Raw genomic sequence first — 24,873 nt, 5'->3', positions numbered from 1 at the left:
AATGAGCACATTTTCAATTTTTTTAGTTTTAATCACAATAGTTTGCTTTCTATTGATCGTAGTAATTATGGTACAGAATCCTAAAGGAGGCGGATTGTCTTCTACAATTAGTGGGACTCAAATGCTAGGTGGAGTACAAAAAACGACAGACTTTTTAGATAAAAGTACTTGGACGTTAGCTACTATCTTAATTGCTTTAATTTTACTTTCAAGCTTAAGCTTTACAGGATCATTAAGTGATACTGACTCTAAACTTATTGAGAAAACGGAAGCTCCTGCTGCCAAAACACCAGCTGCTCCGGCTCAACAAACTCCTGCTCCGGCAGCTCCTGCAACAAAATAATAATTTTGATATAAAATTGAAATGCCAGCCTGTCAAAGCTGGCATTTTTTTTAGGAAATAATGTCAGTTTTTGAAGCATGGCATAATTTCTGAAAGTTTTTGAACATTAAAAAGTATAACCTAAATATAAATAAAATTATGGCTTTAAATATTAAACCGCTTTCTGACCGCGTACTTATCGAGCCTGTTGCAGCTGAAACTAAAACTGCTTCAGGAATCTTTATTCCAGATACTGCCAAAGAGAAACCACAAAAAGGTACTGTAGTTGCAGTTGGAAACGGATCTAAAGATCACACTATGACTGTAAAAGTTGGTGACACTGTTCTTTATGGTAAATATGCCGGAACAGAATTAAAACTAGAAGGCACTGATTATTTAATCATGCGTGAAGAAGATATTCTTGCGATAATCTAAAAATAAAAGTAAGTAATAAATAGTAAGAGTGAAGTACTGCGGTAACTTGAAACAACTCAAACTTTAAACAAAAAACAAAAAATGGCAAAAGATATAAAATTTGATATTGAAGCACGTGACGGATTAAAACGTGGTGTTGATGCATTGGCAAATGCTGTAAAAGTAACTTTAGGACCTAAAGGTCGTAACGTAATTATCGGGAAATCATTTGGTGGACCAACGGTTACTAAAGACGGTGTTTCTGTTGCAAAAGAAATCGAATTAAAAGACCCATTAGAAAATATGGGCGCACAAATGGTTAAAGAAGTTGCTTCTAAAACCAATGATTTAGCAGGAGACGGAACTACAACGGCTACTGTTTTAGCTCAGGCTATCGTAAAAGAAGGTTTGAAAAACGTTGCTGCAGGTGCCAATCCAATGGACTTGAAACGTGGTATCGATAAAGCAGTTGAAGCTATCGTTGCGGACTTAGCGAAACAAGCTAAAGTAGTTGGAAGTGATTCTGATAAAATCAAACAAATTGCTTCTATCTCTGCAAACAATGACGAAGTTATTGGTGATTTGATCGCTACTGCTTTCGCTAAAGTAGGTAAAGAAGGAGTAATTACTGTTGAAGAAGCTAAAGGAACAGATACTTATGTTGACGTTGTGGAAGGAATGCAATTTGACAGAGGATACCTTTCTCCATATTTTGTTACAAATCCAGAGAAAATGGAAGTTGAATTAGATTCTCCATACATCTTATTATACGATAAAAAAGTATCTTCTTTAAAAGAATTACTACCGGTTTTAGAGCCGGTTGCTCAATCAGGAAAACCATTATTGATTATTGCTGAGGATGTTGACGGAGAGGCTTTGTCTACTTTGGTAGTAAACAAATTACGTGGAGCTTTAAAAATTGCTGCTGTAAAAGCGCCAGGTTTTGGAGACAGAAGAAAAGCAATGTTAGAAGACATCGCTATCTTAACTGGTGGTACTGTAATTTCTGAAGAAAGAGGATATACCCTTGAAAACACTACTATCGAAATGTTAGGAACTGCAAAAAGAGTTTCTATCGATAAAGACAACACTACAATTGTAAGTGGTGCAGGTGAAGCGGATATCATCAAAAACCGTGTGAACCAAATTAAAGGTCAGATGGAAACTACAACCTCTGATTATGACAAAGAAAAATTGCAAGAGCGTTTGGCTAAATTAGCCGGTGGTGTTGCTGTTCTTTATGTTGGAGCTGCTTCTGAAGTAGAAATGAAAGAGAAAAAAGACAGAGTTGACGATGCTTTACACGCTACTCGCGCTGCTGTTGAAGAAGGAATCGTTGCCGGTGGTGGTGTTGCCTTATTAAGAGCTAAAGCGGCTTTGGCTGACTTAAAAGCAGATAATGCTGACGAGGCTACAGGAATTCAGATTGTATCTCGCGCTATTGAATCTCCACTTAGAACTATCGTTGAAAATGCAGGTCTTGAAGGTTCTGTAGTAGTAGCTAAAGTTGGTGAAGGTTCAGGTGATTTTGGATACAACGCTAAAACAGATGAGTATGTAGACATGTTAAAAGCAGGAATTATCGATCCTAAAAAAGTAACTCGTGTAGCACTTGAAAACGCTGCATCTGTTTCAGGAATGATCTTAACTACAGAATGTGCCTTAATTGATATTAAAGAAGAAAACGCTGGCGGAATGCCAATGGGTGGCGGTATGCCGGGAATGATGTAATCGTTCTTAACTTCTTACCTTATAAAACGCCAAATAGAAAATTCTATTTGGCGTTTTTCTTTTCGTACAATCGAAACAACTACATATTTTAATCTTATTATTTTATGTTCTTAAAACCTTTGAGAAGAAATTTTAATCTGTTTCTTGCCACAAATTACACGAATTATCGCGATTTTTTTTTAAAATTATTGCGCACAGATTAGTGCAAATTGGTGTCTCTTTAAAAAAAAGCAATTAGCTCACCACCTTATAAATTGGATCTTCAATTACATTTACCTTAATCACGGCAGCTGCATTTTTAAGTAATATTCTGCAATCCTCACTTAAATGTTTTAACTCGATTACTTTACCTAATTCGTTGTATTTTCTGGTCAGATTATTTACAGCCTCAATCGCAGACATATCCGCGATACGGCTTTCTTTAAAATCAATAATCACTCGATTAGGGTCATTTTGTATATCGAATTTCTCCATAAAAGTGGCTATTGAGCCAAAGAACAAAGGACCGTAAATTTCATAATGTTTCACACCATCAGCATCCATAAAATGTCTGGCGCGGATTCTTTTAGCGCTTTCCCAGGCAAAAACTAGTGCAGAAACAATTACACCAATCAAAACCGCTAAGGCCAGATTGTGTAGTAAAATAGTAATTACTGCGACCAGAATTCCAACGAAAATATCGTGTTTTGGCATCTTATTTATAATCCTCAAACTGGACCACTCAAATGTCGTAATTGCTACCATCATCATAACTCCCACCAAAGCGGCCATTGGCAATTTCCCGATTACGGGAGCACCAAAAAGTATGATTACTAAAATGGTTAATGAAGCAATAATTCCCGAAAGTCTGGCTCTGGAACCTGCCGAAAGATTTACCAAAGTTTGCGCAATCATCGGGCATCCTCCCATTCCGAAAAAGAAACCATTCAGTATATTAGAACTCCCTTGTGCAATACATTCCCGATTGCTGTTACCACGTGTTCCGGTGATTTCGTCCACTAGATTAAGCGTTAGCAAACCTTCTGTTAAACCTACCGCTGCCACGATTACGGCGTACGGAAATATCACTTTAAAAGTTTCAAAAGAAAGTGGAATATTTGGAATATGAAACGGAGGAAATCCTCCCTGAACCGAAGCAATATCCTGAACTGTTTTAGTCTCAATATTAAACACTAAAACAAGAACAAAAACTACCAATATCGCGACCAAAGATGCCGGAACAGCTTTGGTAATTTTAGAAAAAAGCAATACTATACCCACTGTAAGTACCGTCAGTCCTGCCATTACATACAAAGAAGTTCCCTGAAGCCAGGTTGTTTGCCCGTTTACAATGGTTTTAAATTGTTCTAGCTGTGACATAAAAATAACAACCGCAAGACCATTCACAAAACCAAACATCACAGGTTGCGGAACCAGTCTGATGAACTTTCCAAATTTAAAAAGTCCAATAGCAATTTGTACTACTCCTCCCAGTGCGACGGCTGCAAAAACATATTCTATTCCGTGTGATCTCATCAAGGCGATCAAAACAATCACCGTTGCTCCTGCACCACCCGAAATCATCCCGGGTCTGCCTCCAAAAACAGCGGTCACCAAACCTGCAATAAAAGCTGCGTACAAACCGGCCAAAGGAGGAAATCCGGCAAGAATTGCAAAAGATAATGATTCGGGAATCATCGTCATTGCTACCGTTAAACCTGCTAAAATTTCATTTTTATAATTAACCTTTTGTGAAAAGTCAAAGAGGGAATATGCTTTTTTCATAAGAGCACAAATTTAAAAAATTATGCGCAGAAACAGAAGAAACTCTTTCAATCCTGAGAAAAGCCTGAAAAACTCGTATTTCGATGTACCGGTTCTTTTAAAAACGGATTTAATAATGGAAAGTATAAAACTTAATTACTCTAACGGTACACAAATATACCCCAGACAGTTTACATAATCTATTATGTTTTTGGGCTCTAATTCGATACCTTCCACTCTTAGAATTTTGTCACAGTCCTCCAGATCAAAATTGATTTTATAATCAGGAAACTGGGTCTGGATCACTGCAATTATATAATTTTTGTCTGATTCTTTCTGAACATTTGTTTTAAAAACCTCAACAACCATAACGCTATTTTTAAATAATAAAAAAACTAGAATTTTTAATTTTGTCTAAAAAAGACAGTCCGATATACCAAACCTATATCTAAGTCCGGATATTTTCTTTCTGATCGTAACCATTCGGTTGGTTTGCTCACCTTCTGCTGTCATTTCTGACTTTAACGTTTTTCAAAAAAACGATTGCCTGAGGTGTAACTCGATATTCCTAAGTAACACCGGATTAAAACTCCAGCTGATTGAACTTAAAAACACCTTTTAAATTTGAGGTGCTTAAAGTTAAGAAAAAACCTTCAGACTCCGATTCGGTTCCAAATTGTTTTTTTACAATGATCAAAAACCAAAGCAAATGTAAATGAGAAGTGCTTATTATAACAGCATAATTACACCAATGGCGTCAAAATTTACACCAATGGCGTTCGTATAATTTTTATTCTCCACGCTATTGTAAATTATAATATTGCCCTAATTTTGTCCTTATGACGATTCTCAAAATTTACCAGAACTTTTTTCTTAGAAACCTCATCCTGAATATCATTTTGTTTGGGCTTATTTTTATCTGTGTTTACGATGAAACAAAATTCACCGGACAGGATTTATCCTTCATTACTACTAAAATTGCTTTAGGCTTTTTTCCTTGTATTATCTGGATTACCTTTTTTAATCTTTGTATCATCAGACCCTTTTTGTTTCAAAAAAAAATAAAGACTTTCTTCTTCCTTCTTTTCATCTATTGGACTGCTTTTTATTATTTTATGAACTGGTATTTTCCATTGGTCGGATTAGAAAAATCTAGAACGCTGTCGATTGTATCGCTTATGATAAACGGGATTGCTTTTTACTTTCTTCATATGATTATTATGAAAAAAGTATCTCAGACCAATAAAGACATTATTAATTTCAAATCAGAGCTTTCGTTTTTAAAACAGCAGCTGAATCCGCATTTTTTATTGAATGCCATGAATAATTTATATGGCGAATCCTTGTCTGAACCCGAGAAACTTCCCGACAGAATTCTAAACCTTTCTGATTTACTGCGGTATCAGATTGAAGCGACCAAAAAAGATTTTGTCTTTGTAGCCGAAGAAATAGATTTCATTAAAAAATATATCGAATACTATACGTTCCGGAACGAAAGGCTGGGCATTACCCAAAATTATGAAGGCTCATTTGACAACATCGAAATTCCGCCTTTGTTCTTCTTGCCGCTGGTAGAAAATGCTGTAAAATTCTCTGCTGAAACAACCGAACCTTTTATTACAATAGATTTAAAGGTAGATCAGCAGAATTTGTTTTTCACTTTAAAGAATAATTATCCCGAAACCGGTTCCCGACTTTCGAGCACAGGAATCGGAATTGAAAACTTAAAACGACGTCTTGAAGTATACGGTTTAAAACACGAGTTAACCTGTAAAAAAGAAGCAAACATCTTTAGCGTAACACTAAACCTATGGCACTTACCTACCGCTGTCTGATTATTGATGACGAATCGCCCGCACATAAGGCATTGGCATCGCATATTTCTAAATTTGACGATCTGGAGCATTCCGGAAGCGCTTTTAGTGGTATGGAGGCACTAAAAATGCTCAACGAAAACAGCTATGATATTATTTTTCTGGACATTAATATGCCGCTTCTTTCGGGTGTTGAACTTATGGAAATACAACCCAAAAGACCCCTTACCATTGTCACAACGGCCTATTCTGATTTTGCGCTTTCTGCCTATCAAAATGATGCAATTGATTATCTGTTGAAACCCATTTCATTTGAAAAATTCTCTAAAGCTATCGAAAAAGCAAGAACGTATTATTCCGGAAAAAGCCTAAAAAAGGACGATACTACCAACAAAAAAGTGCTTTCCCTACGCGTAAATGGCCAAATGATCGATGTTGTAATCAGTGATATTTTATACATCGAAAGTTTGGGAAATTACATGAAACTGTATAGCGCTAAACTCAACTTACCACTGCTTATTTACGGCTCACTCGCCAGTATCACCTCAGAAATTGACAGTACTGACTTTCTTCAGGTACATCGTTCTTATATCGTAAACGTTAATAAAATTAAAGCGGTTACGTTCAAAAACCTAACCATGAATACGAACGAAATTATTCCTGTGGGAAGGAAGTATCAGATTTTATTGAATAGTTTTTTTAAGTAACAATCTGTTCCTCAAAAATACACAAAAGCTCAACTTTAAACAGTTGAGCTTTTTTTTCGTTTTATAATTTGTTAAAAAAAGATAATAACACCTCATCAATATCTTTAATTTAAGCTTACTTTTACTACAAAATAATTTTAACTGCCACCGCTATGATAACCAAAACTACATTAGACACCCTTTATTTAATTAATGATTCCAATCGAATGGTTTCAGTAGAAATAGTAATTGGTGATCAGGGTCAGACCTCTTCTTTGATTGTATCGCTAAACGATGAAGTCATTGTTCCTGACCCTAATAGCAATCCCTCTGAAACGGCCCATAGCGGTAATTTGCCTAAAACAGCCATTAAGGAAAATAAATTACTGCATGGAAAAAATCTTAAAATACAAGCTGTCATAACCGATACCTCTAAAGAAACCAATATAACTTCATTAACTGTAAAATTATCCGGCGGTTTCATAACCAGAACCTATCCCCTATACAAAATGGTCGACAAAGAAGGAGAATCTGCAGATTACTATTGTTATATTGATTTTACTGACTCTACAAAGTTGTGATTATGAAAAAAATAGCTACCCGATTTATTTTAGTTTTCTTTCTCTTTACAAACCTCGTACTTATAGCCCAGGAAAAAGATAATAGTGAGGAATTTGATTTATTAAAAGCTCCAATTTCTCCCGCTTCCAACCTATTAGGTTTTTCGCAAAGCGACATCGACAAACCAACGGATGTCTCTGCTTTTATGACCTCCTTGCAAACAGCAACAAATTCCTTTTCGCAATTGCCCTCCAATTATGCTATCGATATTGCTCCGTTTTGGTTGTTTAAAAAAGACAATCCGGGTGATATCAGTACCAAAGGCCTGAGTAATTCCTCTGGCGAAAAAGTAGTAAAGCAGACTTTAGTCCTCTCTTTTGCTGTTAAAAATACAGACTCCATATCGAATAATTTTGACCCTGCAAGCACCTATGCTGCTTTTGGTTTCCGGTTTTCTATTTACAGAGGTGAGTATGACAGCAAAACTAAAAATCAATTAACAGCAATTGCTTTATTGCAGCAGGAAAAGTTAAAATTGATGAAAGATAATCAAATGGAGGTGTATGAAAACCTTCCGCTCGAAATTGATAGTCTGAAAAAAGTACGAAAAGCTATTTTTATAGGAATTGATACTAATGATACATCAGACGACAATACCAAGCTTGTTGAATTATTATATAAAAAAGCAGATAAATTAGACTCCATCATCTCCTTGAAAATACAAATTTTATTGGATGACAATATAAGTTCAAAAACAAAGAATGGTGATAGCGATTTAAACAAATTTGAAAGAATCAATACCAAGATAAAGCAACTGGCAAGTCAATTCCAGCTGGCCAGAGTCAATTTTACGTGGGATATTGCGGGCGGTATCAGTGCCGAATTCAGAAATAAAAACTTCAACAATTCAAAAGTTTACAATTCGGGAATATGGACCACTTTTGGTTATACTTGGGAAAAATCGGGTTCCCTATTAGGCTTAGTACGATATTTATATAATCCGGATAAAATCTTTGCCTTAGACAATCAGGTAAACGAAATGAACAATGTCTCTACTATTGATACCGGAGTCAGGTACATTATAGGAAAATCACAATCTAAATTTAATTGCAGTATAGAGGCCATTTACCGAAGTGCCTTGTCTAAAAACACCACTAACTCTTCCTGGAGGCTTATGGCAAATGCCGATTATGCCATTTTAAAGAATCAGAAATTAACATTCTCTTTTGGACGCAATTATGACGGAACGACTTCTAAAGACGGTAACCTGATAGCTGCCTTAGGCCTTGTATTTGGATTTGGTAACAGCAGATAAATTAATTTCAGAACATAAAACTTCAATAGTCGAATCCTACATAAAAAATATTGGTATTTTTGAAAAACTTAGACAATTAAAATTAAACCGGTACTCCCATGGAAACTTTTAAGATTCTCGAAACATATAAAACCCAATATAAAGATCCTATTGTTTTGCATGTAGCCGAAATTGTACATCTTGGAGAAGAGGAAAAAGAAGAAAAATGGAAGGGTTGGATCTGGGCAGAAAGCAAAACCAATAAAGGCTGGATACCGCTGCAAATACTTGAAATTTCGAGCGATAAAAGAACCGGTAAAGTTTTAGAATATTATTCCGCCAAAGAATTAGATGTTGAAAAAGGGGATGACATCGAAAAAATCAAATCTTTAAATGGGTGGACATGGTCCAGAAATGTAAAAACCAATACAGAAGGATGGATTCCTGACGAAATTATCGAATAGGATAATTGTTCATTTTTTGAGAAAAAGTTACGTCGTAAAAACAACAACTATTGGTTGAATTTTTTAGCTTTGCAAGATTATCAAAATTGCTTAGGAAGCAATTTTAAAATCTAAAGACAATGAAAGCCATCACCTCAACATTTTTATTCTTAATGCTTCTTTGTTCAAATTCTTACGCACAATTGAATTCCGATCAAATATTCGACAGCTTTAAACAGGGTGAACGTACCAACTGTTCCTCGATTGCTTTTATTAAAGCTTCTTTAAATGTTTATGGGCTGGACAATCTTTTTGTAACTGAAAAAGTAAACGATAACGGGTATAAAATAACATTAAAAAACAATGCTTCTTTTACTTTAAAAAACGAGGAACTTGATAAAGCAAGCTTTTCTGCCGGTTTTGTGTTTATTAAAGAGAATGAAGAAAACACCAAAATAAAAGACTACGCCGTATTGGCCTATGCTGTAATGGCAAAATACAAACAAATTATTGACAGAGAATCAACTTTTGACAAAGCATTAGAGGATTTGGAAGATGGTGAAGTATATACGCCAACTATTTATAAATATTTAGGATTCGAAAAAGACAAACAAGTACTGCCGTTAAAACGATTAACAGGAAATGAATATTGTGGTGTAGTAGCATGGTCTACAGCACATGCTGTTTTTGTTTGCGAAGAATATATGGACTACTATGGCAATAAAAAACACATCTGGGGAAAATACCCGGGACGTTTCAGAATCATTAATACAGACGCTATTTCCAAACACTTAGAAAAACCGGATAACGCAAATTTGTAATTCTAATTTTCCGTAGTCTTCTCATTCTTCTGAGAAATGGAATTTTGACCCCAAAATTCCACAATCAAAACAGTCCAAACCTTTGTACCTTTGCCTCTTTGCCACTTAAAAAAAGAAGCCCCACCAAAAATTAAAGTTCCAAATCGAATATGACACGAGAACATTATATTCCTTTCAACAAGGAATTCTTACTCGAGCAACAAATAAGTGTTTTTGCTGAAGACCCACAAAAAAGTGATGCTTTTAAAAAATTGTTTGACATTGTTGAACATTACTATCATTACGAAGCCTTTAACCTAAACCGCAATCTAAAACAGAACTACGCTTTATTCGACCCCGATTTGAGTCCGAAAGAGCGTGAAGCTTTTGTTGGTAAAAGTGATTTTTTGATTTTTAAAGAAACGCTTCATAAGGTTTTAGCCCACGGCAATTACACTCGTATAGATCAGGAAACTTTAGACAGAGCCTTTAAAGAATCTGACTTAATTGGTTTAAATCTTTCTATCGATTTTAATGCTTTTAAAGACTACGAATTGTATGTTCGCGGCCATCATAAAGCGACAGAAAAAGTATCTAAATTTGTTTTCTGGAAAAAGGAAATAGAAGTAGAATACTACGATCGCGTGATGGTTTATCTGAATTACAACGAAGCCGATTATCTGAAAGAGAAAAAAGTCAAGCTAGGAAAAATGCCTGTTGACCCGGGTTCTATCGGGTTAAAAATCTTTAAGCGTGTTCCTAAAAACGATCTCGAAACGATATTTCCAAACGCGATTCCGAGAATGTCAACCCGGGATAAATTATTCTTTTGGGTACCGGGAATCGGAGGTGGTATTTCTTTACTGAGCACAACGGTAATTCCGGCATTGATTGGTATGTACGCTGCGTATCAATCGGGCGAAACAATAGATTTGCTAAACAGTAAAGCTTCCTTAAATCAGGGATTAATTGCACTGGGAATATTGTGTGCTTACTTGTTCCGTCAGTACAGCAACTTTATCAATAAAAAAATCAAATACGGAAAAATGTTATCCGACAGTCTTTACTTTAAGAATCTCGGAAACAACAGTGGTGCTTTTTACTCACTCTTAAACTCTTCGGAAGAAGAAGTGCTTAAAGAAACGATATTGGCCTATGCTTTTTTATACAGAAGCCCTACTCCGCTTACCGAAGATGAACTCGATGCTCAAATTGAATCCTGGTTTCTGACAGAACTCCACACTGACCTGGATTTTGATGTAAAAGATGCTTTAGAAAAATTACAAAATATTGGTCTTGGTATAGAAACCAACGGCAAATGGGAAGTTATCGGACTCGATAATGCACTTGTAAAAATTGATAAATTATGGGATAGTGTTTTTGAATATAATCAGGAAACAACCTCAGGATTGAATTGCACCTAATTTTTTTTTTAAACACATAGACACATAGATTCTATTTTTTTAAAAGACTATAAAAAGAAAATCGTTTTTTTACATAGATGCAGACTTTCTGTTTTTTAAATAAGTGAAATGCCTGTTTTTGAGTTTCGAAAGCTATGTCTCTATGTGTTAAAAATAATTACACACAAAGACTTGAAACAAAAAAAAGAGAACAAAATTGTTCTCTTTTTAATTGTATAATTTTGAAAGTTCTTGATTTTAAACCTCCATAAGGTCATCTACAGTCTCTCCCATGTCACCAACGGCAACCAATGCAGGTTTTGAAGCTTTTAAGGTATTGAATCTTTCCAATTGCGCTAATTCTCCTTCTTCACCACTGAAGTACGGGAAAACGTCCATAATCGGAGATTCTGAAATCGCAGGAATCGTATAATCTCCCATCGTGTTTTTCATTACCGTTATCGTATTATCGTAAGCTTCTTTTACATCATTGGCCTGTACCAAAAGATACATATTGGTTTTTCTCTCTTTACCGCTTTCTTCATCATAAGCCATTAGGGTAACTTTTGATTTGAACCAACGATCGGCGTTTTCAAATGGGTGTATCTCGGCAAAATTTGCCACTTTTATATTCGTGATTTTAAATTCTTCACTAACGTAAGCAGCCATTTCTTCATTGATTCTGCTTTCTGCTTCTGTATAAGATACCGCATCTACCAAATAAGGTTCTGAAGTAACTTTTTGTCCTCCGGTCTCATCGGTTTTTCTATATTTTACTTTGCATTCGTACCAAATTGCGCTCATTTCTTCTGTTTTTAAGGATGCCAAAGATAGATTTTAAAGGGCATAAAAATCGACAATTTAAAAAATAGATATTCACAATTTCCAATGGCCTTCAAATTACTTTTTTACGTTTTGCAGATTATTATTTTTGAGACACTTAGAACTCATTATTCCTATTTTAAATTATAAAAAAACAAATATTATTTAATAGATTTGTTATATACCTAAATTCAAAAGTATGAGAACATTAGAGCAATGGTTTGAAGAATATGCCGTAAGTCATCAAAATCCAAAAAACAAAGCGATCCATTACGTCTGTGTTCCGGCAATCTACTTTTCGATTGTGGGTTTATTAATGAGTATTCCAAGCGGTTTTATTGCCAGTACCCTACAACTCAATGCTCCTATTGTAGAAAATTGGGCGGTTGTCGTATTGATTTTTGTACTGCTCTTCTATATTCGGCTATCGGTTGCAATGGCGTTTAAAATTGCTATTCTTTCAGCGCTTTGTCTGATCGTAAATTATTATATCGGACAAGTTTTACCGCTATGGTTGTTCTCCATAGGCGTGTTTGCAATCGCCTGGGTCGGACAATTCTACGGACACAATATCGAAGGTAAAAAGCCTTCTTTTCTCAAAGATCTTCAGTTTTTAATGATTGGCCCTGCGTGGGTGGTGGAGAATTTGTTTTCTAAGAAGTAGTTTTTTTTAGTCGCAGTCGCAGTTTTCAGTCGCAGGCTGAAACCGGGAAGTATAACTGTAAAAATGTAAACTGTAAACTGTGACTGAAAACTGAGACTAAAAACTGTGACTGAAAACTGTGACTGAAAACTGTGACTGAAAACTGTGACTGAAAACTGTGACTGAAAACTGCGACTAAAAACCAAGACAGTTCTAAAAACGACAATCAAAGTACCTTCTTCACACCGGGGATTCGTAAAATAAGTCCTCCGAGGCCGTAACTTGCTCCAAGAACTATTGGAGCTACTAAAAGTAATTTTAAGGCAGGATCAACCTCCCAATTTCTTATAGCCAGCGTCAAACCTACAATTACGAGCGGGTGAAAAATGTATACAACAAAATTAAGTCGTGCCAATTTACGTAGTACTGCCGATCCGGTGTTCCATTTTGTTCTTCCTTTGATCAAAAATACCGTCAGTATAGAAATTCCGATCCATTGCTCCCAAATGGCATATAACAACGACTGCCAATGAAATCCGCCTGAGTACCATGATATGGGCATGTTTACTTTTGCGCGGATAAGAAAAAATACAGGAAAAAACAGTAAAGCTAATACAATTGATTTCATCAGTCGCCTTTGAGTCAAGTCCGAAAGTTGTGCAAACCAATTGTTTCTGGCTGCAATAATTCCCATGCTAAACAAAGCAATATATTGTGTGAAATGACCTAATTGAAAACCAACAGGCTCCAGCACCCATCCGACCGGAAATACAATTCTCACGATAAAACTGATTATTCCCAATGCAACTGCAAATACTACAATTTGAAATGCTCCCGGTACCGGTACTGATTTCTTAAAATCGATTTTAAAGATGCTTTGCAGAAATACATAAATCAAACTAAATAATAGCAATGCAGCAACGAACCACATTACTCCAAAATCAATCCAACTGTCGTATCCTGACAGATATTGAAAAATGGTTATATGTTGTCCTTTTGCAAAATAATAAACCAAATAACTTAATAATGGAGAAAGTACAAAGGAGTAAAACAACAACGGAATCCCTAATCTGACCAAACGATCCATGATAAAATGGAAGGCTCCTTTTTTAGAATAAGACGAACCGGTAAAATAAGCCGCCAACAAAAAGAAAAAGCCCATGAAAAAGGACTGATTTATGCTCACAAACATTGTCATTGGGATGAGTGCTCCAAAACAGCTTGTTTTCTGCACCCAATACCAGCCACCCGGTCCTCCGTAGGCAATAACGGTATGATGAAGAATAACTAATATCGTCAATATGGTTTTAATATTGTCAATATATACTAATTGATCTGACTGACCGGATTTCGGGATTTCTAATGACATGATGACTTGTTCTAAAATTACTTTACACAACCGACAATCGGTTGACTAAGGCAAACGTACAACAAGATAAAGGCTTCTATACATGCCATGTTATCAGCAACAAGCTTTTGTGACGAGCAACAACCTTAAGCTATATTTGGCTTTCTGAGCTGTTGATAACAGTTATTAAAATTGTCTAACTGTTTTCTGGAAACGGGGATTTTTTCTTCGGTGCCTATAAATGATAATAGATATCCCTGCGAATTTCCGGTGACTTTTTCAACCTTGAACATGTTTATTAAATACGTTCTATGGCATCTAAAGAAATGTGGATAAGCTGAAATTTGCGTTTCGAATTGACTAAGGGAAATCCTTTTCAACTCTGTTTCGATTTTGTTTTTGGCTGATTTTGTTAATTCGATATAATTCCCATCTGCTTTTACAAACAATAAATCGTCTATATTTAAACTAAAATCATCCTGTTTTACCTGTGTCGTAATAAAAAGCGGAGAGGAAACAACTTTTTCGCCTTCTTCACTTTTGAGTGGTTGAAATTGGAGCACAAATGGTGAACCTTGCTTGGTCTGAAAATAGAAACTAACGACTCTGAGAAAAAAATAAAAGAAGATTCCCGCGACAAAACAATTTCGAATTTCTTCCCATAAATAGCGTAGCGACCAATTATAGGCATTGTTGTAAATCAAATCACGCATTAAAAAACTCGCTATACCCGCCAAAATTAAAAAAAGACTCATGTGCAGATATTCCCTAAGCAAACTCCAATTAGCTAACAGCTGTTTTTTTCTTCTAAAATAATTCAAAGTGGAGAAGTACAAATAAAAAAGCAGCGCAGGTGAAAAGGCATGCAAGGCACAGATAAAAAAATAGTTCATTTTGTGCTCCGGCTCATACACTCCAAAAGGGGTAAACAACAAAAGAAACAGCAAAAGGGTACTAAAAACAACAATAGTGCTCTTAAACAAATTCGCTGTCTCATATCTGGACGGATACTCAATCTGTTGTTGCAAATGTTCATTGTTGATGTAGAATCGCATAACTGTATAGTACTTTTGACTGCTTAGCGAATATATGAAATAAAAAAGCAGCATTCTAATTGCACTGCCCCCAAAAAGTTAGACACTATTTGGGGCATTTTTTATGGAAAGAAAAGTCAAGTACAATTATGAGTTGATATTATTAGCCAAGTTAAGTAAAGCATTAATGAACTTTCATTTTTGCTTGTCAATACAACATTCCGTTGTGCCTGACCAATAGCAATACATTGCTTTTTCCAAGCTTTTAACGAAAGTTTGAAATTGATTTTTTAAATTTAATTTTTTATCAATTATTGTTAGTAAAACCTGAACTTTTCTTCTTAACTCCGTTTTTTCATGTTCAAAGGATTCGGATTCAGCGAAAATAGATTGGTAACCTAGCCTTTTATTTGAATACTGATCTGTTATTGTAAAATATACAGAATCTCCATCGAGAAAAGCTTGATTTCTACAATCTTCATCTTCATTGCAATTTATTAGAGAGTCAATTCCCCCTGCTCCTAGCTCAGTAATTAATTCCTTAACTGTTTGAGAAGACAAGTAGTTTTTATTTATTATTTTTTCTTCTATATTTTCACAAGAGAATTCGTCTGTTTTAGTTAATATAGTCTCAATATAACCTATGAAAACCTGATTCTCGTACTCTTCCAGAAAAACTGTTTGGGGTTTTCCACAAATTGATATCTCATAACTTTTAGGCTTTATATTATTTTGACTAAACGAAAAAGAGATAACTAAGAAGTGCATAATCGTGAATATTCTTTTCATTTGTTAAGGCATATTAAGTTATACATAAAAAGCAACATACAAAATATTGAAATGCTGATTTTTAAAGTGTATTTGATTTCGGTTATTTTACCTAAATAAGCTAATAAAAAACAATTACATTTAATAAGTTATAAACAGAGACTCATCACCTTTAGTAATATAATCAAAAGAAAATATCCTGCCGTTTTTCAAAATAAAATACATTATAGGTTCATTTTTATTACTAACTAAAATAAAAATCTTGTCCGTTTCTTTTGAAAAAAAAGCTTTGTCGCTTTTATAGTCATTGTACGATATCACGGAAAAATCTGTCGGATTTAATAATGATCCTTTTTCCTTTTTTATTTTTTTTAAATGTTTACCAAGAATTTTTACTCTGTCTTCGACAGAATACTTCGGATTATCAATTGGTTCAAAATAGATATAAGTTTCCGCAATTGACTTCGCTTTTTCTTTTTCGAAAAAAACAGCTTTTACAAAACTGGTTACAAATAATTTTTTATCTGTTTTGTTTTGACATATTGCAACAGTTGTTTGCAATAAGATTATGATCAATACTATAGTTTTATTTATTTTCATTTTAACATCCTCCTTTTTTTTGTGATGCATTTCCCTTTGTTGTGTTTTTCTGTTACTCCACACTGTCAGGAAGACAGAACAAATGGTTGCTCAATACAACTAAATTTATTCTGCAACTTTAGAACATTTATCCACACCTATAAAATTTTAACTTTTAAAACATTAATTATCAGATCTGGATTCCGATAGTATGCCTCCCTCGCCTTTAGTCAAAACTAACAGAACAATAATTTTAGATTCGTCGTTAACAATAAAAGGCAGTATTGTTTCTTCATTAAATCTAATATAATACAACCTCTCCCTATCCTTAAGTTTTATATCGTTGTTATACTTCTTGTTTTGATATTCATCTGCGGAATAAACGATTATTTGCTCCCCTTCTTTTTTATATCCTTGTCTTATTGCATCCAAAACAAGGAGACTGGTTTGTTTTCCTTTTCCAGTATATTTTACTGAATTTTCTATAATACTATCGATAGACGTTGATTTGTCTACTATTTGATTTGCAAAATCTTTAAGTATCTTTTTATCACTTTTCATGTAGTAATAAAAATATCCTCCACAAAAAAACAAAACCAATGTTAGTGCTACTATTTTTTTCATTTCATTTCGCATTTTGCTGGGTAGAATTGGATTTAGTTAGTCCCGTGGTTAATTAAGTTAATAAATTACTTAAACTGTTACCGCTACGATTATTCATAAAATCTTTTAATTGTTTTATCCTAATTACCTGATTTTGAAACCCTGCAGTATTAAGTACAATTTTTTAAAATAAACAGGATAGCGTATTACAGTTTTTTCTTAAAAAAAAAACGAAAGTATACATTTTATACATTCAAACCAATTGTAAGAAGTTTTTTATTTTTCAAATCACTAAAAAGCAAACTCACCAGCGGTTTTTAAGCAAAAGATCCTCTTTCTACTGCAAAACAAACCAGTTACAGCTACACTAATCAGACAAAAGAAGTTGCAAAACTATTGCAATAATATTCCTTTAAAGAACAGGTATAAACACTCCTTGTAAGCAGGTCGACAATTTCGTAACTTGCTTTACACTACACAATTTCAGATAACTACAAACTACTTCGGCCATTTAAGAGAATATACCTCCATCAACTAGTTAGCTGCAATTTTTTTAATAACTTCTAAATTAGAACAGTATGTCTTTTAAAGAAAAACTTATCCGCATCGCAAAAGAAGAATGGGAATTCTTCGGAATGCAAGAAATTCTCAGATACGAGAAAGACAATCACGGTAATCCTCGACCTGTTTTTAAAGAAATTGGACATCGTGAAACGGAAAACGGTTATTATCAAAGAGTTGGTAAATATTGGAAAACCGGTGTTAATAAAAATCTTGATGGTAGAAATGACGACCAGCCATGGTCTGCAGCCTTTATTTCTTATATTATGAAAATAGCCGGAGCCGAAAACCATTTTCTTTACAGTGCACAACATTCTGTTTATATACGAAAAGCAATAACAGCCAAACAAAATAACAATGGAACATATGGCTTTTGGGGTTATCGTCTTACCGATTACAAACCAGAGACTGGAGACCTTATCTGTTATGTAAGGGAAGATTCTGTTGGGCGTATCAATTACGACAGCAACGACAGCGACTACCCTTCGCATTGTGATCTTGTAGTAGAAAAAACAGGAAATATACTAAAAGTAATTGGTGGTAATGTAGAAAACTCTGTAAGCGTAAAACATGTTCAGATAGACAACAATGGATTCTTAATAGACACCTCTAAACCCTGGTTTGTTATTCTAAAAAATAAAATTGCTGACACTAACACAATAGACATCATTCCTCCTGCAAGCGCAAAAAACTATTTAGTCACAGGTGACAATGTAAGAATACGAAAAACACCTGAAAGATTAGACAATAACAAAATAGGTCTTTTATTTAAAGGTGATACGGTAAATTATATTGAAACCTCGCCGAATCAAGAATGGGCAAAAATAAAATTTGGAGAAATAACCGGCTGGACATCCAAACAATATTTGGTTCCCATCGAAGTATCCTAAGGTAACTCTATACATGATGAAACAGCAAAAAACCAGTAGCAGATACTCTCCGTCATTTGTTGGTACTAATGATCGACATAGACAGGTTTGAAAGTTAAAAAACAAAAAAACACCTTAAAAATAAGGCGTTTAAACTAACTTAAAGTAAAAATGTGACCAAGGAGGAAAAATGTTCCTGAATTACAAATTGCACCCAATAAATAAATGTCGCTAGTTTTGTTTTTAGTAAAAAAGCCATTGCAAAAATTTGCAACGGCTTTTATCATATTCGAATAATTGCAGATTTTTTTGCGAATCCGGAAAAGCTACAGCTGAGGATCTGATAAAAAAAGTCTACATTTTTTTTCTCTAACTATTAACTTGAGCTAATTAAGAGCATTATAGTTTACATATTGTTCTTCTTCTTTTTGAATCTTTATTGTTTTAGATTAACGACCACCTTATCTATTTTTCCTTTGAAAGTAAAAGGCACATCATAATCTCTAGTTACCGGCGTACCAAAATCCTCCCCGACATCTAAAGTCTCATCGGCAGAGAAACGACTCGGAACGGTTCTTGCAATATCACCTTTCGCAGCTTCTTTACCATCAACTAAAATGGTTGCTTTTGCCGCTTTTCCTAAGCCCCCGCCTGCATAATCAAAATTCAGTACAATGGTATGTTTGCCTGCAGCTAAAGGCGTTGCCGCTTGTATAGTCCATTTATGATTTGGATAATGAGAAAATGCGTATGAAAAAGTTGGTTTTCCATTTTGCAGCATTAATGCAAAACCTGCAAAATAGCCTCCCTGTGTAATAATCATTCCGTCATCACCTGCTTTAACTTCAATATCAGCTTTGATGCTAAAAGAAGTATTTTTCAGATTAGGTGCCATTCCTTCGGTGATACGAGAACTACCTTGATAATATACATATTCACTTCTTCCTACATTGAATTTAGGGCGATTCTCCGGGTTTACTCTGTCAATATATCTGTCATCGAAAGGGAAAACTTTATATTTTTCAGCTTCTTCCATGAAAGCTTTCTGCATTTCTTTTAGTTTCTCCGGATTTTTTGAAGCGATATCATTCGATTGTGTAAAATCTTTAGTAAGATCGTATAATTCCCATTTATAATCTTTAACAGGGTCTTCTGTTGGCACAGGATGTCCCTGCCATGGTAAATTTTTAGGAGTTGTACTGGCCATCCACCCATCTTTGTAAAAGGCACGGTTGGCAATTACTTCGAAATACTGTGTTTTATGGGTTTCCGGTGCAGTTGCATTATCAAAACTGTACATTAAACTTTTCCCTGCCATTGGCACTTGATCAAATCCGTCCACTTTTTTTGGTTGAGGAATATGAGCTGCTTCCAAGATGGTTGGTGTTATATCGGTAATGTGGGTAAATTGACTGCGTACCTGACCAGTCTGTTTTATTTTAGCAGGCCATGAGATTACCATCCCTGTGCGACTTCCTCCTAAATGCGAAGCTATTTTTTTATCCCATTGATAGGGAGTATTCATTGCATGTGCCCAGCTGTGTGAATAATGTTCAGCCATCCATGGACCTCCAAATTCATCCAGATTCTTCAGCATATATTCTTCGGTATCTTCTACGCCATTAACTAAAACACCAATTTCGCTGGTTAGTCCTTGACCTGTTGGGTCTTCAGCACTCGCGCCATTGTCTCCCATAATAAAGATGATCATGGTATTATCTAATTCGCCCAAATCTTTAATAGATTGAATTACTCTGCCGATTTGGTTGTCACAATAGGCTAGCATAGCGGCATATACTTCCATTTCTCTTGCTGCTACCTTTTTCATTCCAGGCGAAAGAGCATCCCATCTTTGGTATTCTTTAGGAGTAAGTGCTAATTTTGCATCAGCCGGAATAATACCTAAACGTTTTTGATTTTCATAAGTAGCAATACGTTGTTTGTCAAATCCTTGGTCAAACTTTCCTTTGAATTTGGCAATCCATTCTTTAGGAGCCTGATGTGGTGCATGTGCCGTTCCGGGTGTATAATAGGCAAAGAAAGGTTTATTTGGAGAAACGTTTTTCTGCGTTCTAATCCAATGAATCGCATGGTCTGCCAAATCTCTATCTAAAATATAGTCAGCATCTACTTTATCATCTTTCAAATAGGGATCAACAGGTTTGGTGCCTTCAAATAACGCAGGTCTGAATTGATGTGCATCTGCTCCAAGAAATCCATAAAAATATTCGAATCCTAATCCGGTAGGCCATAGATTAAAAGGTCCCGCCGGAGTGGACTGCCAGTCCGGTACATTATGATTTTTACCAAACCAAGAAGTGCCATAACCATTATCTGTTAAAATTTTACCTATGGTTGCTACACTACGAGGAACCAAACTGTGATAGCCTGGATATGGGGTTGAAAATTCCATAATAATACCAGTTGCAGCGGTATGATGATTGCGTCCCGTAATAAGCGCCGCTCTTGATGGAGAACAAACGGCTGTAGTGTGGAAACGATTGTATTTCAAACCATTTTTTGCTAAATCGTCAAAGTTAGGCGTTGGAATTGGCCCGCCAAATGTAGAACTGGCTCCAAAACCGACATCATCAATCATAATAAGTAAAACATTAGGAGCACCTTCCGGAGCACTAACTTCTTTTGGCCATTCTATAGGATCTGAGTCTTTTATAGTAGGTGCCACTTTACCAACTTTTTGATAAGGTTCGATTGGTAGAGTTGTTCTGTCCGGCCAATTTTGATTAGCTGCTGGTTGCTGTGCATTACTTATTTCGGGTAAAAATAAAGTAAGTGCGACAACAAATAAATAGTTAAAACATTTCATATTTACTTAAGTTTAAGGTAAACCCTAAATTTAAGATTTAAGAAAAAAAGAATATTGAATACACCTCTAAAGTATGTTTCATTTTACAAAATGAAACCAATCTTTCAGAATTTCTTTTTGCCTAATCATTTCGTTTTCCCTGAATCCAATTCATTAATTAAAAGCTCCATATTCAATCTCCTGCCCAATAATCTGTAATTGATTTCTATTGTATTAATTTCCGCCAATTCCTTCTCGATTAATAAATTGTAATCTTTAAAACTTTCCTGACTAGCTTTCGCAAGCTGTTTTTTCTTATCGAAATATTTCAAAACTTCAGACAAATGCAACGAGATTCTTTTCTGAATGTTACTCAAAAAACAACTGTATGTATAACGCACCTGTTCCGTCCGACCTAACGTAGTCGTCTTTTATCTTTATTTTATAGGATAACTGCCCACTCATAAATCGTGGGCAGTTTGTTGGGCAGTAAATCCCATTATACACGTGAGCAATGTTATTCGGCATAGCTCTAAATTACTAAAGGCGACCAGATTATGACAAACATCATAATCTGGTCGCCCAGTTAAATTCTATTTAGTGACCACGGAGGGGTTCGAACCCCCAACCCTCAGAGCCGAAATCTGATATTCTATCCAGTTGAACTACGTGGTCTTATATAAAAAAAATCAATTTTTGAAATTCCAAATTCCACTTGGAATTTTTATATTGGAATTTGGAATTTAAAAAATTTGGAATTTAAAATTACACGAGTAATTTTTTAACGATTGCTGAGATTGTTTTTCCTTCAGCAGTTCCGCCTAATTGTGCAGATGCTAATCCCATAACTTTCCCCATTGATGCAATTCCTGCAGCTCCGGTTTCAGCGATAATTTTAGCTACTACAGCTTCTACTTCTTCTTCGCTTAATTGTGCCGGTAAGAATTTTTCGATTACAGCTACTTGTGCTAATTCAGGCTCAGCCAAATCAGGACGGTTTTGTTCTGTAAAAATTCTAGCACTTTCTTTACGGGTTTTAACTAATCTCTGAAGTAATTTTACTTCATCGTCAGCTGTTAATTCTTCTTTAGAACCTGATGCAGTTGCAGCCAATAACATTTCAGATTTAATGGCTCTTAATGCTTCTAATGCTACGGTATCTTTTGCTCTCATGGCGGTTTTGATCTCGTCCATGATTTGTACTTGTAAACTCATCTTATTTTTTTATTTGAATAAGCAATGCTTATTAAATTGATATTATGCTTAAAAATCTGTTCATGACTTGTATACTTTTATAACTTATGTCAGGATGAGCGAAGTCGAAGCCCTCTACATTATAATCAACCTTTGACTTTGCTCCGGATGATGATATTCATTTTATAAACTACTTTTAAAAGTCAAATTTCTAAATTCTGTGCGAAGATAAAAAAAATAACCCGAAAATTAAATCCAATTTTCGGGTTATCCTATTTATTGTGAATATAAAATTAAGATAATAATATACACAGGTTACCACATCTTTTTAGTTATTTAAGATGTTTGAAAAATTCTAATAACTGATTATCTGATATCTTCTTAAAGAATGTGTAATAATCTGTAATGAAAATCAATTCATCATCAATCTGTGAAGGTATTACGATCGATTTTTTAATATTGTTGAAGTTATCATATTCTAAGAAAAATGAAAAATCAACAAGGTTATACCTAATATCTATTTTTATTTTAAGTCTTGTATCACTAGTTGATACATAATCATATTCTACAATTTCAAAATGATTATATTTTTTATTTTTAAGATAACTTAATATCTCGTATTTAGTATGTTGTAAGACTTCATTATTTGCCATCTCTTTAAACCATTTAATGTATTTACCGAGAAACAAATATAGTTTTAATTTAAGCATAATAAATGATTTAGATATAATATAACAACATCCAGTAGGTCTTGTACGCAAGCATCATATTTTTCAAAACCACCTGTTCCAGCAGGTGGTTTTTATTTTATAAATTAAACAATCTTCCTGATTTACATCGTCCACTCTTCAACTTTTTCAAATCAAATTCATTTCATTTTCAAATGTTGTTTCATTCGTCAGAAATTCTAAATCGGAAATTATGAAAACTGACAAATACGACTTCACATCATGCTACGACAATTACAACTTTTCACAATATGACGAAGAACATGATGACTATAATGAAGAAATTTATGAAGAAATTTATGAAGAAATTTATGAAGATTTCGAACCAACACTATTTCAGGAAGCCTGTGACGATTTTCTAAGAGTTCTATTAGTTCAATGCGGAATTGAACTCCCTGAACAACAGTTTGTTAGATTGCCAGACCCATTGAAATTGTTAATAACTCGTCGGAAAAAAGTACGAAAAACCTTACCAATTACACCAAAAAGTATTATTTTTAATAAAACAAAGATGAGTAAACATCCTAATATTGAAATTAATACTGCCAAAATTTTTAAATCAGTATTTGACATGATGAGTAATTTAAACTCAGAAAAAGCATGTCGTGAACACTTGGAAAAATTACGTTGGAACGGAGAACCAATTTGCCCTCATTGTGGAAGTCAACGTGATAATCATTATCGAATTAAAAAAAGAGGAGAAGACAAAGGTTACTATAAATGCAAAGATTGTCGATTACCATTTAGCGTTACAATAGGTACAATATTTGAAAAATCAACTGTACCCTTGCAAAAATGGTTTATGGCAATTTTTATTTTTACGACCAACAAGAAAGGAATAAGTAGTTATCAATTAATGAGAGAAATTGGAGTAACGCAGAAAACTGCTTGGTTTATGCTAAGTAGACTTAGAAATTCAGTTAGAATGAGAGATGATTTCGAATTTGATGGTATTACCCAAGTTGATGAAACTTTTGTTGGAGGGAAAAATAAAAATCGTAGCAAAGGGAAAAAGATTCCCAATACTCAGGGAAGGAGTGCTAAAACAAAAACTCCAGTATTCGGTATGTTAAATAATGGAATTGTATATACCCAGGTGGTAATGAATACTGAAGGAGCAATTCTTAAAGGCATAATAAATGAGAAAATCAAAAAAGGTTCTACTATTGTAAGTGATGGATGGAAAGGGTATATTGGATTAGATAAGTATTATAGTCATAAAGTTATCCAGCATAACTTAGGAAAGTATAAGGTTGGAGCTTACCACACGAATGGAATTGAAGGATTTTGGGGTATTTTGAAACGAGGTATAATCGGTATATATCATTTTACAAGTAAAAAACATTTACATCGTTATTGTGATGAATTTGCTTATCGATATAATATTCGAACAATGGATATAGGAGAACAGTTTAATTTTACGCTGGTTAATAGTGACGAAAGGTTAAGATATAAGGAGTTGATAGCGTAGTTATACATATTCTAAAAACTATGAAAACATTAACTCAACACATCGAAGAATCGTTAAACAAAAAGTCTGTCACAGAAGATTCAAACGAGAAGCCTGTAGAAGAAGATATGTCTAATTTAATGAGAACAAGTCCTGCTAAAGGCGGAGGAATTATGAAAGGAACAATATCTAATGAGAAACGAGAAGAAAAATAGTTTCTTCTCGTTTCTCTTAGTTGCTAGTTGATCAAGTAAAAA

Annotated in this window: 26 protein-coding genes and 1 tRNA gene; 14 read left to right on the top strand and 13 right to left on the bottom strand. The window is 34.5% G+C overall.

Annotated elements, in window-relative coordinates; translation table 11 throughout:
- Window position 1: 1 nt before the first annotated feature.
- The 3 genes from secG (at window position 2) to groL (ending at window position 2,467) form a co-directional block, all read left to right on the top strand.
- Window positions 2-343: a preprotein translocase subunit SecG gene (gene secG, locus ACHRV3_RS08435; RefSeq protein ID WP_047778410.1), complete on the top strand. Its 342-nt coding sequence runs from the start codon at window positions 2-4 to the stop codon at window positions 341-343.
- A gap of 138 nt (window positions 344-481) precedes the next feature.
- Window positions 482-757 carry a co-chaperone GroES gene (gene groES, locus ACHRV3_RS08430; RefSeq protein WP_047778409.1) on the top strand — a complete coding sequence of 92 codons (276 nt, stop codon included), beginning with the start codon at window positions 482-484 and terminating at the stop codon, window positions 755-757.
- Between the two features lie 81 nt (window positions 758-838).
- Window positions 839-2,467 carry a chaperonin GroEL gene (groL, locus tag ACHRV3_RS08425; RefSeq protein ID WP_047778408.1) on the top strand — a complete coding sequence of 543 codons (1,629 nt, stop codon included), beginning with the start codon at window positions 839-841 and terminating at the stop codon, window positions 2,465-2,467.
- A 234-nt stretch (window positions 2,468-2,701) separates the two neighbouring features.
- Here the strand turns inward: groL and ACHRV3_RS08420 are convergent, their stop codons facing one another.
- Window positions 2,702-4,231, bottom strand: a complete 1,530-nt coding sequence (locus ACHRV3_RS08420) for a SulP family inorganic anion transporter (protein ID WP_395433937.1) — start codon at window positions 4,229-4,231, stop codon at window positions 2,702-2,704.
- A 135-nt stretch (window positions 4,232-4,366) separates the two neighbouring features.
- On the bottom strand, window positions 4,367-4,579 hold the full coding sequence (locus ACHRV3_RS08415; protein ID WP_047778406.1) for a hypothetical protein: 213 nt from the start codon (window positions 4,577-4,579) through the stop codon (window positions 4,367-4,369).
- Window positions 4,580-5,049: 470 nt separating this feature from the next.
- Between ACHRV3_RS08415 and ACHRV3_RS08410 the strand changes: the two genes are divergently transcribed.
- The 7 genes from ACHRV3_RS08410 (at window position 5,050) to ACHRV3_RS08380 (ending at window position 11,232) form a co-directional block, all read left to right on the top strand.
- On the top strand, window positions 5,050-6,045 hold the full coding sequence (locus tag ACHRV3_RS08410; RefSeq protein ID WP_047778405.1) for a sensor histidine kinase: 996 nt from the start codon (window positions 5,050-5,052) through the stop codon (window positions 6,043-6,045).
- Entirely contained in the window at window positions 6,021-6,731 is a 711-nt protein-coding gene (locus ACHRV3_RS08405; protein ID WP_395433936.1) for a LytR/AlgR family response regulator transcription factor, read from the top strand. The genes ACHRV3_RS08410 and ACHRV3_RS08405 overlap by 25 nt, the downstream gene beginning before the upstream one ends.
- A 152-nt stretch (window positions 6,732-6,883) precedes the next feature.
- Window positions 6,884-7,291 carry a hypothetical protein gene (locus ACHRV3_RS08400; RefSeq protein WP_047778403.1) on the top strand — a complete coding sequence of 136 codons (408 nt, stop codon included), beginning with the start codon at window positions 6,884-6,886 and terminating at the stop codon, window positions 7,289-7,291.
- Window positions 7,292-7,293: 2 nt separating this feature from the next.
- Window positions 7,294-8,586 (top strand): hypothetical protein, encoded by a 1,293-nt coding sequence (locus ACHRV3_RS08395; RefSeq protein WP_395433935.1) that lies wholly within the window; start codon window positions 7,294-7,296, stop codon window positions 8,584-8,586.
- A gap of 98 nt (window positions 8,587-8,684) precedes the next feature.
- On the top strand, window positions 8,685-9,029 hold the full coding sequence (locus ACHRV3_RS08390) for an SH3 domain-containing protein (RefSeq protein ID WP_395433934.1): 345 nt from the start codon (window positions 8,685-8,687) through the stop codon (window positions 9,027-9,029).
- Window positions 9,030-9,148: 119 nt separating this feature from the next.
- A complete protein-coding gene (locus ACHRV3_RS08385; RefSeq protein WP_047778400.1) occupies window positions 9,149-9,829 on the top strand; it encodes a hypothetical protein in 681 nt (226 codons plus the stop codon).
- 149 nt (window positions 9,830-9,978) lie between these two features.
- Window positions 9,979-11,232, top strand: a complete 1,254-nt coding sequence (locus tag ACHRV3_RS08380) for a TMEM143 family protein (protein ID WP_047778399.1) — start codon at window positions 9,979-9,981, stop codon at window positions 11,230-11,232.
- A gap of 237 nt (window positions 11,233-11,469) precedes the next feature.
- Here ACHRV3_RS08380 and ACHRV3_RS08375 read toward each other — a convergent pair whose 3' ends face one another.
- Window positions 11,470-12,015, bottom strand: coding sequence for a DUF4494 domain-containing protein (locus ACHRV3_RS08375; protein WP_230004627.1), 546 nt, complete (start codon window positions 12,013-12,015; stop codon window positions 11,470-11,472).
- A gap of 217 nt (window positions 12,016-12,232) precedes the next feature.
- Between ACHRV3_RS08375 and ACHRV3_RS08370 the strand changes: the two genes are divergently transcribed.
- Window positions 12,233-12,697 (top strand): DUF962 domain-containing protein, encoded by a 465-nt coding sequence (locus tag ACHRV3_RS08370; RefSeq protein WP_230004626.1) that lies wholly within the window; start codon window positions 12,233-12,235, stop codon window positions 12,695-12,697.
- Between the two features lie 205 nt (window positions 12,698-12,902).
- On the opposite strand, the gene ACHRV3_RS08365 is transcribed toward ACHRV3_RS08370, so the two are convergent.
- The 5 genes from ACHRV3_RS08365 to ACHRV3_RS08345 form a co-directional block, all read right to left on the bottom strand.
- Window positions 12,903-14,045, bottom strand: a complete 1,143-nt coding sequence (locus ACHRV3_RS08365; protein ID WP_395433933.1) for an acyltransferase — start codon at window positions 14,043-14,045, stop codon at window positions 12,903-12,905.
- A 125-nt stretch (window positions 14,046-14,170) separates the two neighbouring features.
- Complete coding sequence (locus ACHRV3_RS08360) at window positions 14,171-15,079, bottom strand: LytR/AlgR family response regulator transcription factor (protein ID WP_395433932.1); 909 nt, start codon at window positions 15,077-15,079, stop codon at window positions 14,171-14,173.
- 174 nt (window positions 15,080-15,253) lie between these two features.
- Complete coding sequence (locus ACHRV3_RS08355; protein ID WP_395433931.1) at window positions 15,254-15,847, bottom strand: hypothetical protein; 594 nt, start codon at window positions 15,845-15,847, stop codon at window positions 15,254-15,256.
- Window positions 15,848-15,967: 120 nt separating this feature from the next.
- Complete coding sequence (locus ACHRV3_RS08350; RefSeq protein ID WP_395433930.1) at window positions 15,968-16,426, bottom strand: hypothetical protein; 459 nt, start codon at window positions 16,424-16,426, stop codon at window positions 15,968-15,970.
- Between the two features lie 162 nt (window positions 16,427-16,588).
- Window positions 16,589-17,029 (bottom strand): hypothetical protein, encoded by a 441-nt coding sequence (locus ACHRV3_RS08345; RefSeq protein WP_395433929.1) that lies wholly within the window; start codon window positions 17,027-17,029, stop codon window positions 16,589-16,591.
- Between the two features lie 557 nt (window positions 17,030-17,586).
- Between ACHRV3_RS08345 and ACHRV3_RS08340 the strand changes: the two genes are divergently transcribed.
- On the top strand, window positions 17,587-18,459 hold the full coding sequence (locus ACHRV3_RS08340; protein ID WP_395433928.1) for a DUF2272 domain-containing protein: 873 nt from the start codon (window positions 17,587-17,589) through the stop codon (window positions 18,457-18,459).
- Between the two features lie 415 nt (window positions 18,460-18,874).
- Here the strand turns inward: ACHRV3_RS08340 and ACHRV3_RS08335 are convergent, their stop codons facing one another.
- The 5 genes from ACHRV3_RS08335 to ACHRV3_RS08315 all read right to left on the bottom strand — a co-directional run bounded on the left by ACHRV3_RS08335 (window position 18,875) and on the right by ACHRV3_RS08315 (window position 23,148).
- A complete protein-coding gene (locus ACHRV3_RS08335) occupies window positions 18,875-21,265 on the bottom strand; it encodes an arylsulfatase (protein ID WP_395433927.1) in 2,391 nt (796 codons plus the stop codon).
- 125 nt (window positions 21,266-21,390) lie between these two features.
- Window positions 21,391-21,621, bottom strand: coding sequence for a hypothetical protein (locus tag ACHRV3_RS08330; RefSeq protein WP_395433926.1), 231 nt, complete (start codon window positions 21,619-21,621; stop codon window positions 21,391-21,393).
- Window positions 21,622-21,845: 224 nt separating this feature from the next.
- A tRNA-Arg gene (locus ACHRV3_RS08325) sits at window positions 21,846-21,919 on the bottom strand.
- A gap of 90 nt (window positions 21,920-22,009) precedes the next feature.
- Window positions 22,010-22,459, bottom strand: coding sequence for a GatB/YqeY domain-containing protein (locus ACHRV3_RS08320; protein WP_230004617.1), 450 nt, complete (start codon window positions 22,457-22,459; stop codon window positions 22,010-22,012).
- 311 nt (window positions 22,460-22,770) lie between these two features.
- Window positions 22,771-23,148: a hypothetical protein gene (locus tag ACHRV3_RS08315; protein ID WP_395433925.1), complete on the bottom strand. Its 378-nt coding sequence runs from the start codon at window positions 23,146-23,148 to the stop codon at window positions 22,771-22,773.
- A 211-nt stretch (window positions 23,149-23,359) separates the two neighbouring features.
- Here ACHRV3_RS08315 and ACHRV3_RS08310 point away from each other — a divergent pair, with 211 nt between their 5' ends.
- Both ACHRV3_RS08310 and ACHRV3_RS08305 read left to right on the top strand, forming a co-directional pair.
- Window positions 23,360-24,637, top strand: a complete 1,278-nt coding sequence (locus tag ACHRV3_RS08310) for an IS1595 family transposase (protein WP_395433924.1) — start codon at window positions 23,360-23,362, stop codon at window positions 24,635-24,637.
- A gap of 20 nt (window positions 24,638-24,657) precedes the next feature.
- Complete coding sequence (locus ACHRV3_RS08305) at window positions 24,658-24,831, top strand: hypothetical protein (protein WP_395433923.1); 174 nt, start codon at window positions 24,658-24,660, stop codon at window positions 24,829-24,831.
- The last annotated feature ends 42 nt before the right edge of the window (window positions 24,832-24,873 follow it).

The organism is Flavobacterium sp. FlaQc-49 (genome assembly GCF_044005985.1).
Classification (GTDB): Bacteria; Bacteroidota; Bacteroidia; order Flavobacteriales; family Flavobacteriaceae; genus Flavobacterium; species Flavobacterium cupriresistens.
Note: the sequence above shows the minus strand (reverse complement) of the source record. Positions and strands in the feature narration are given on the sequence as shown.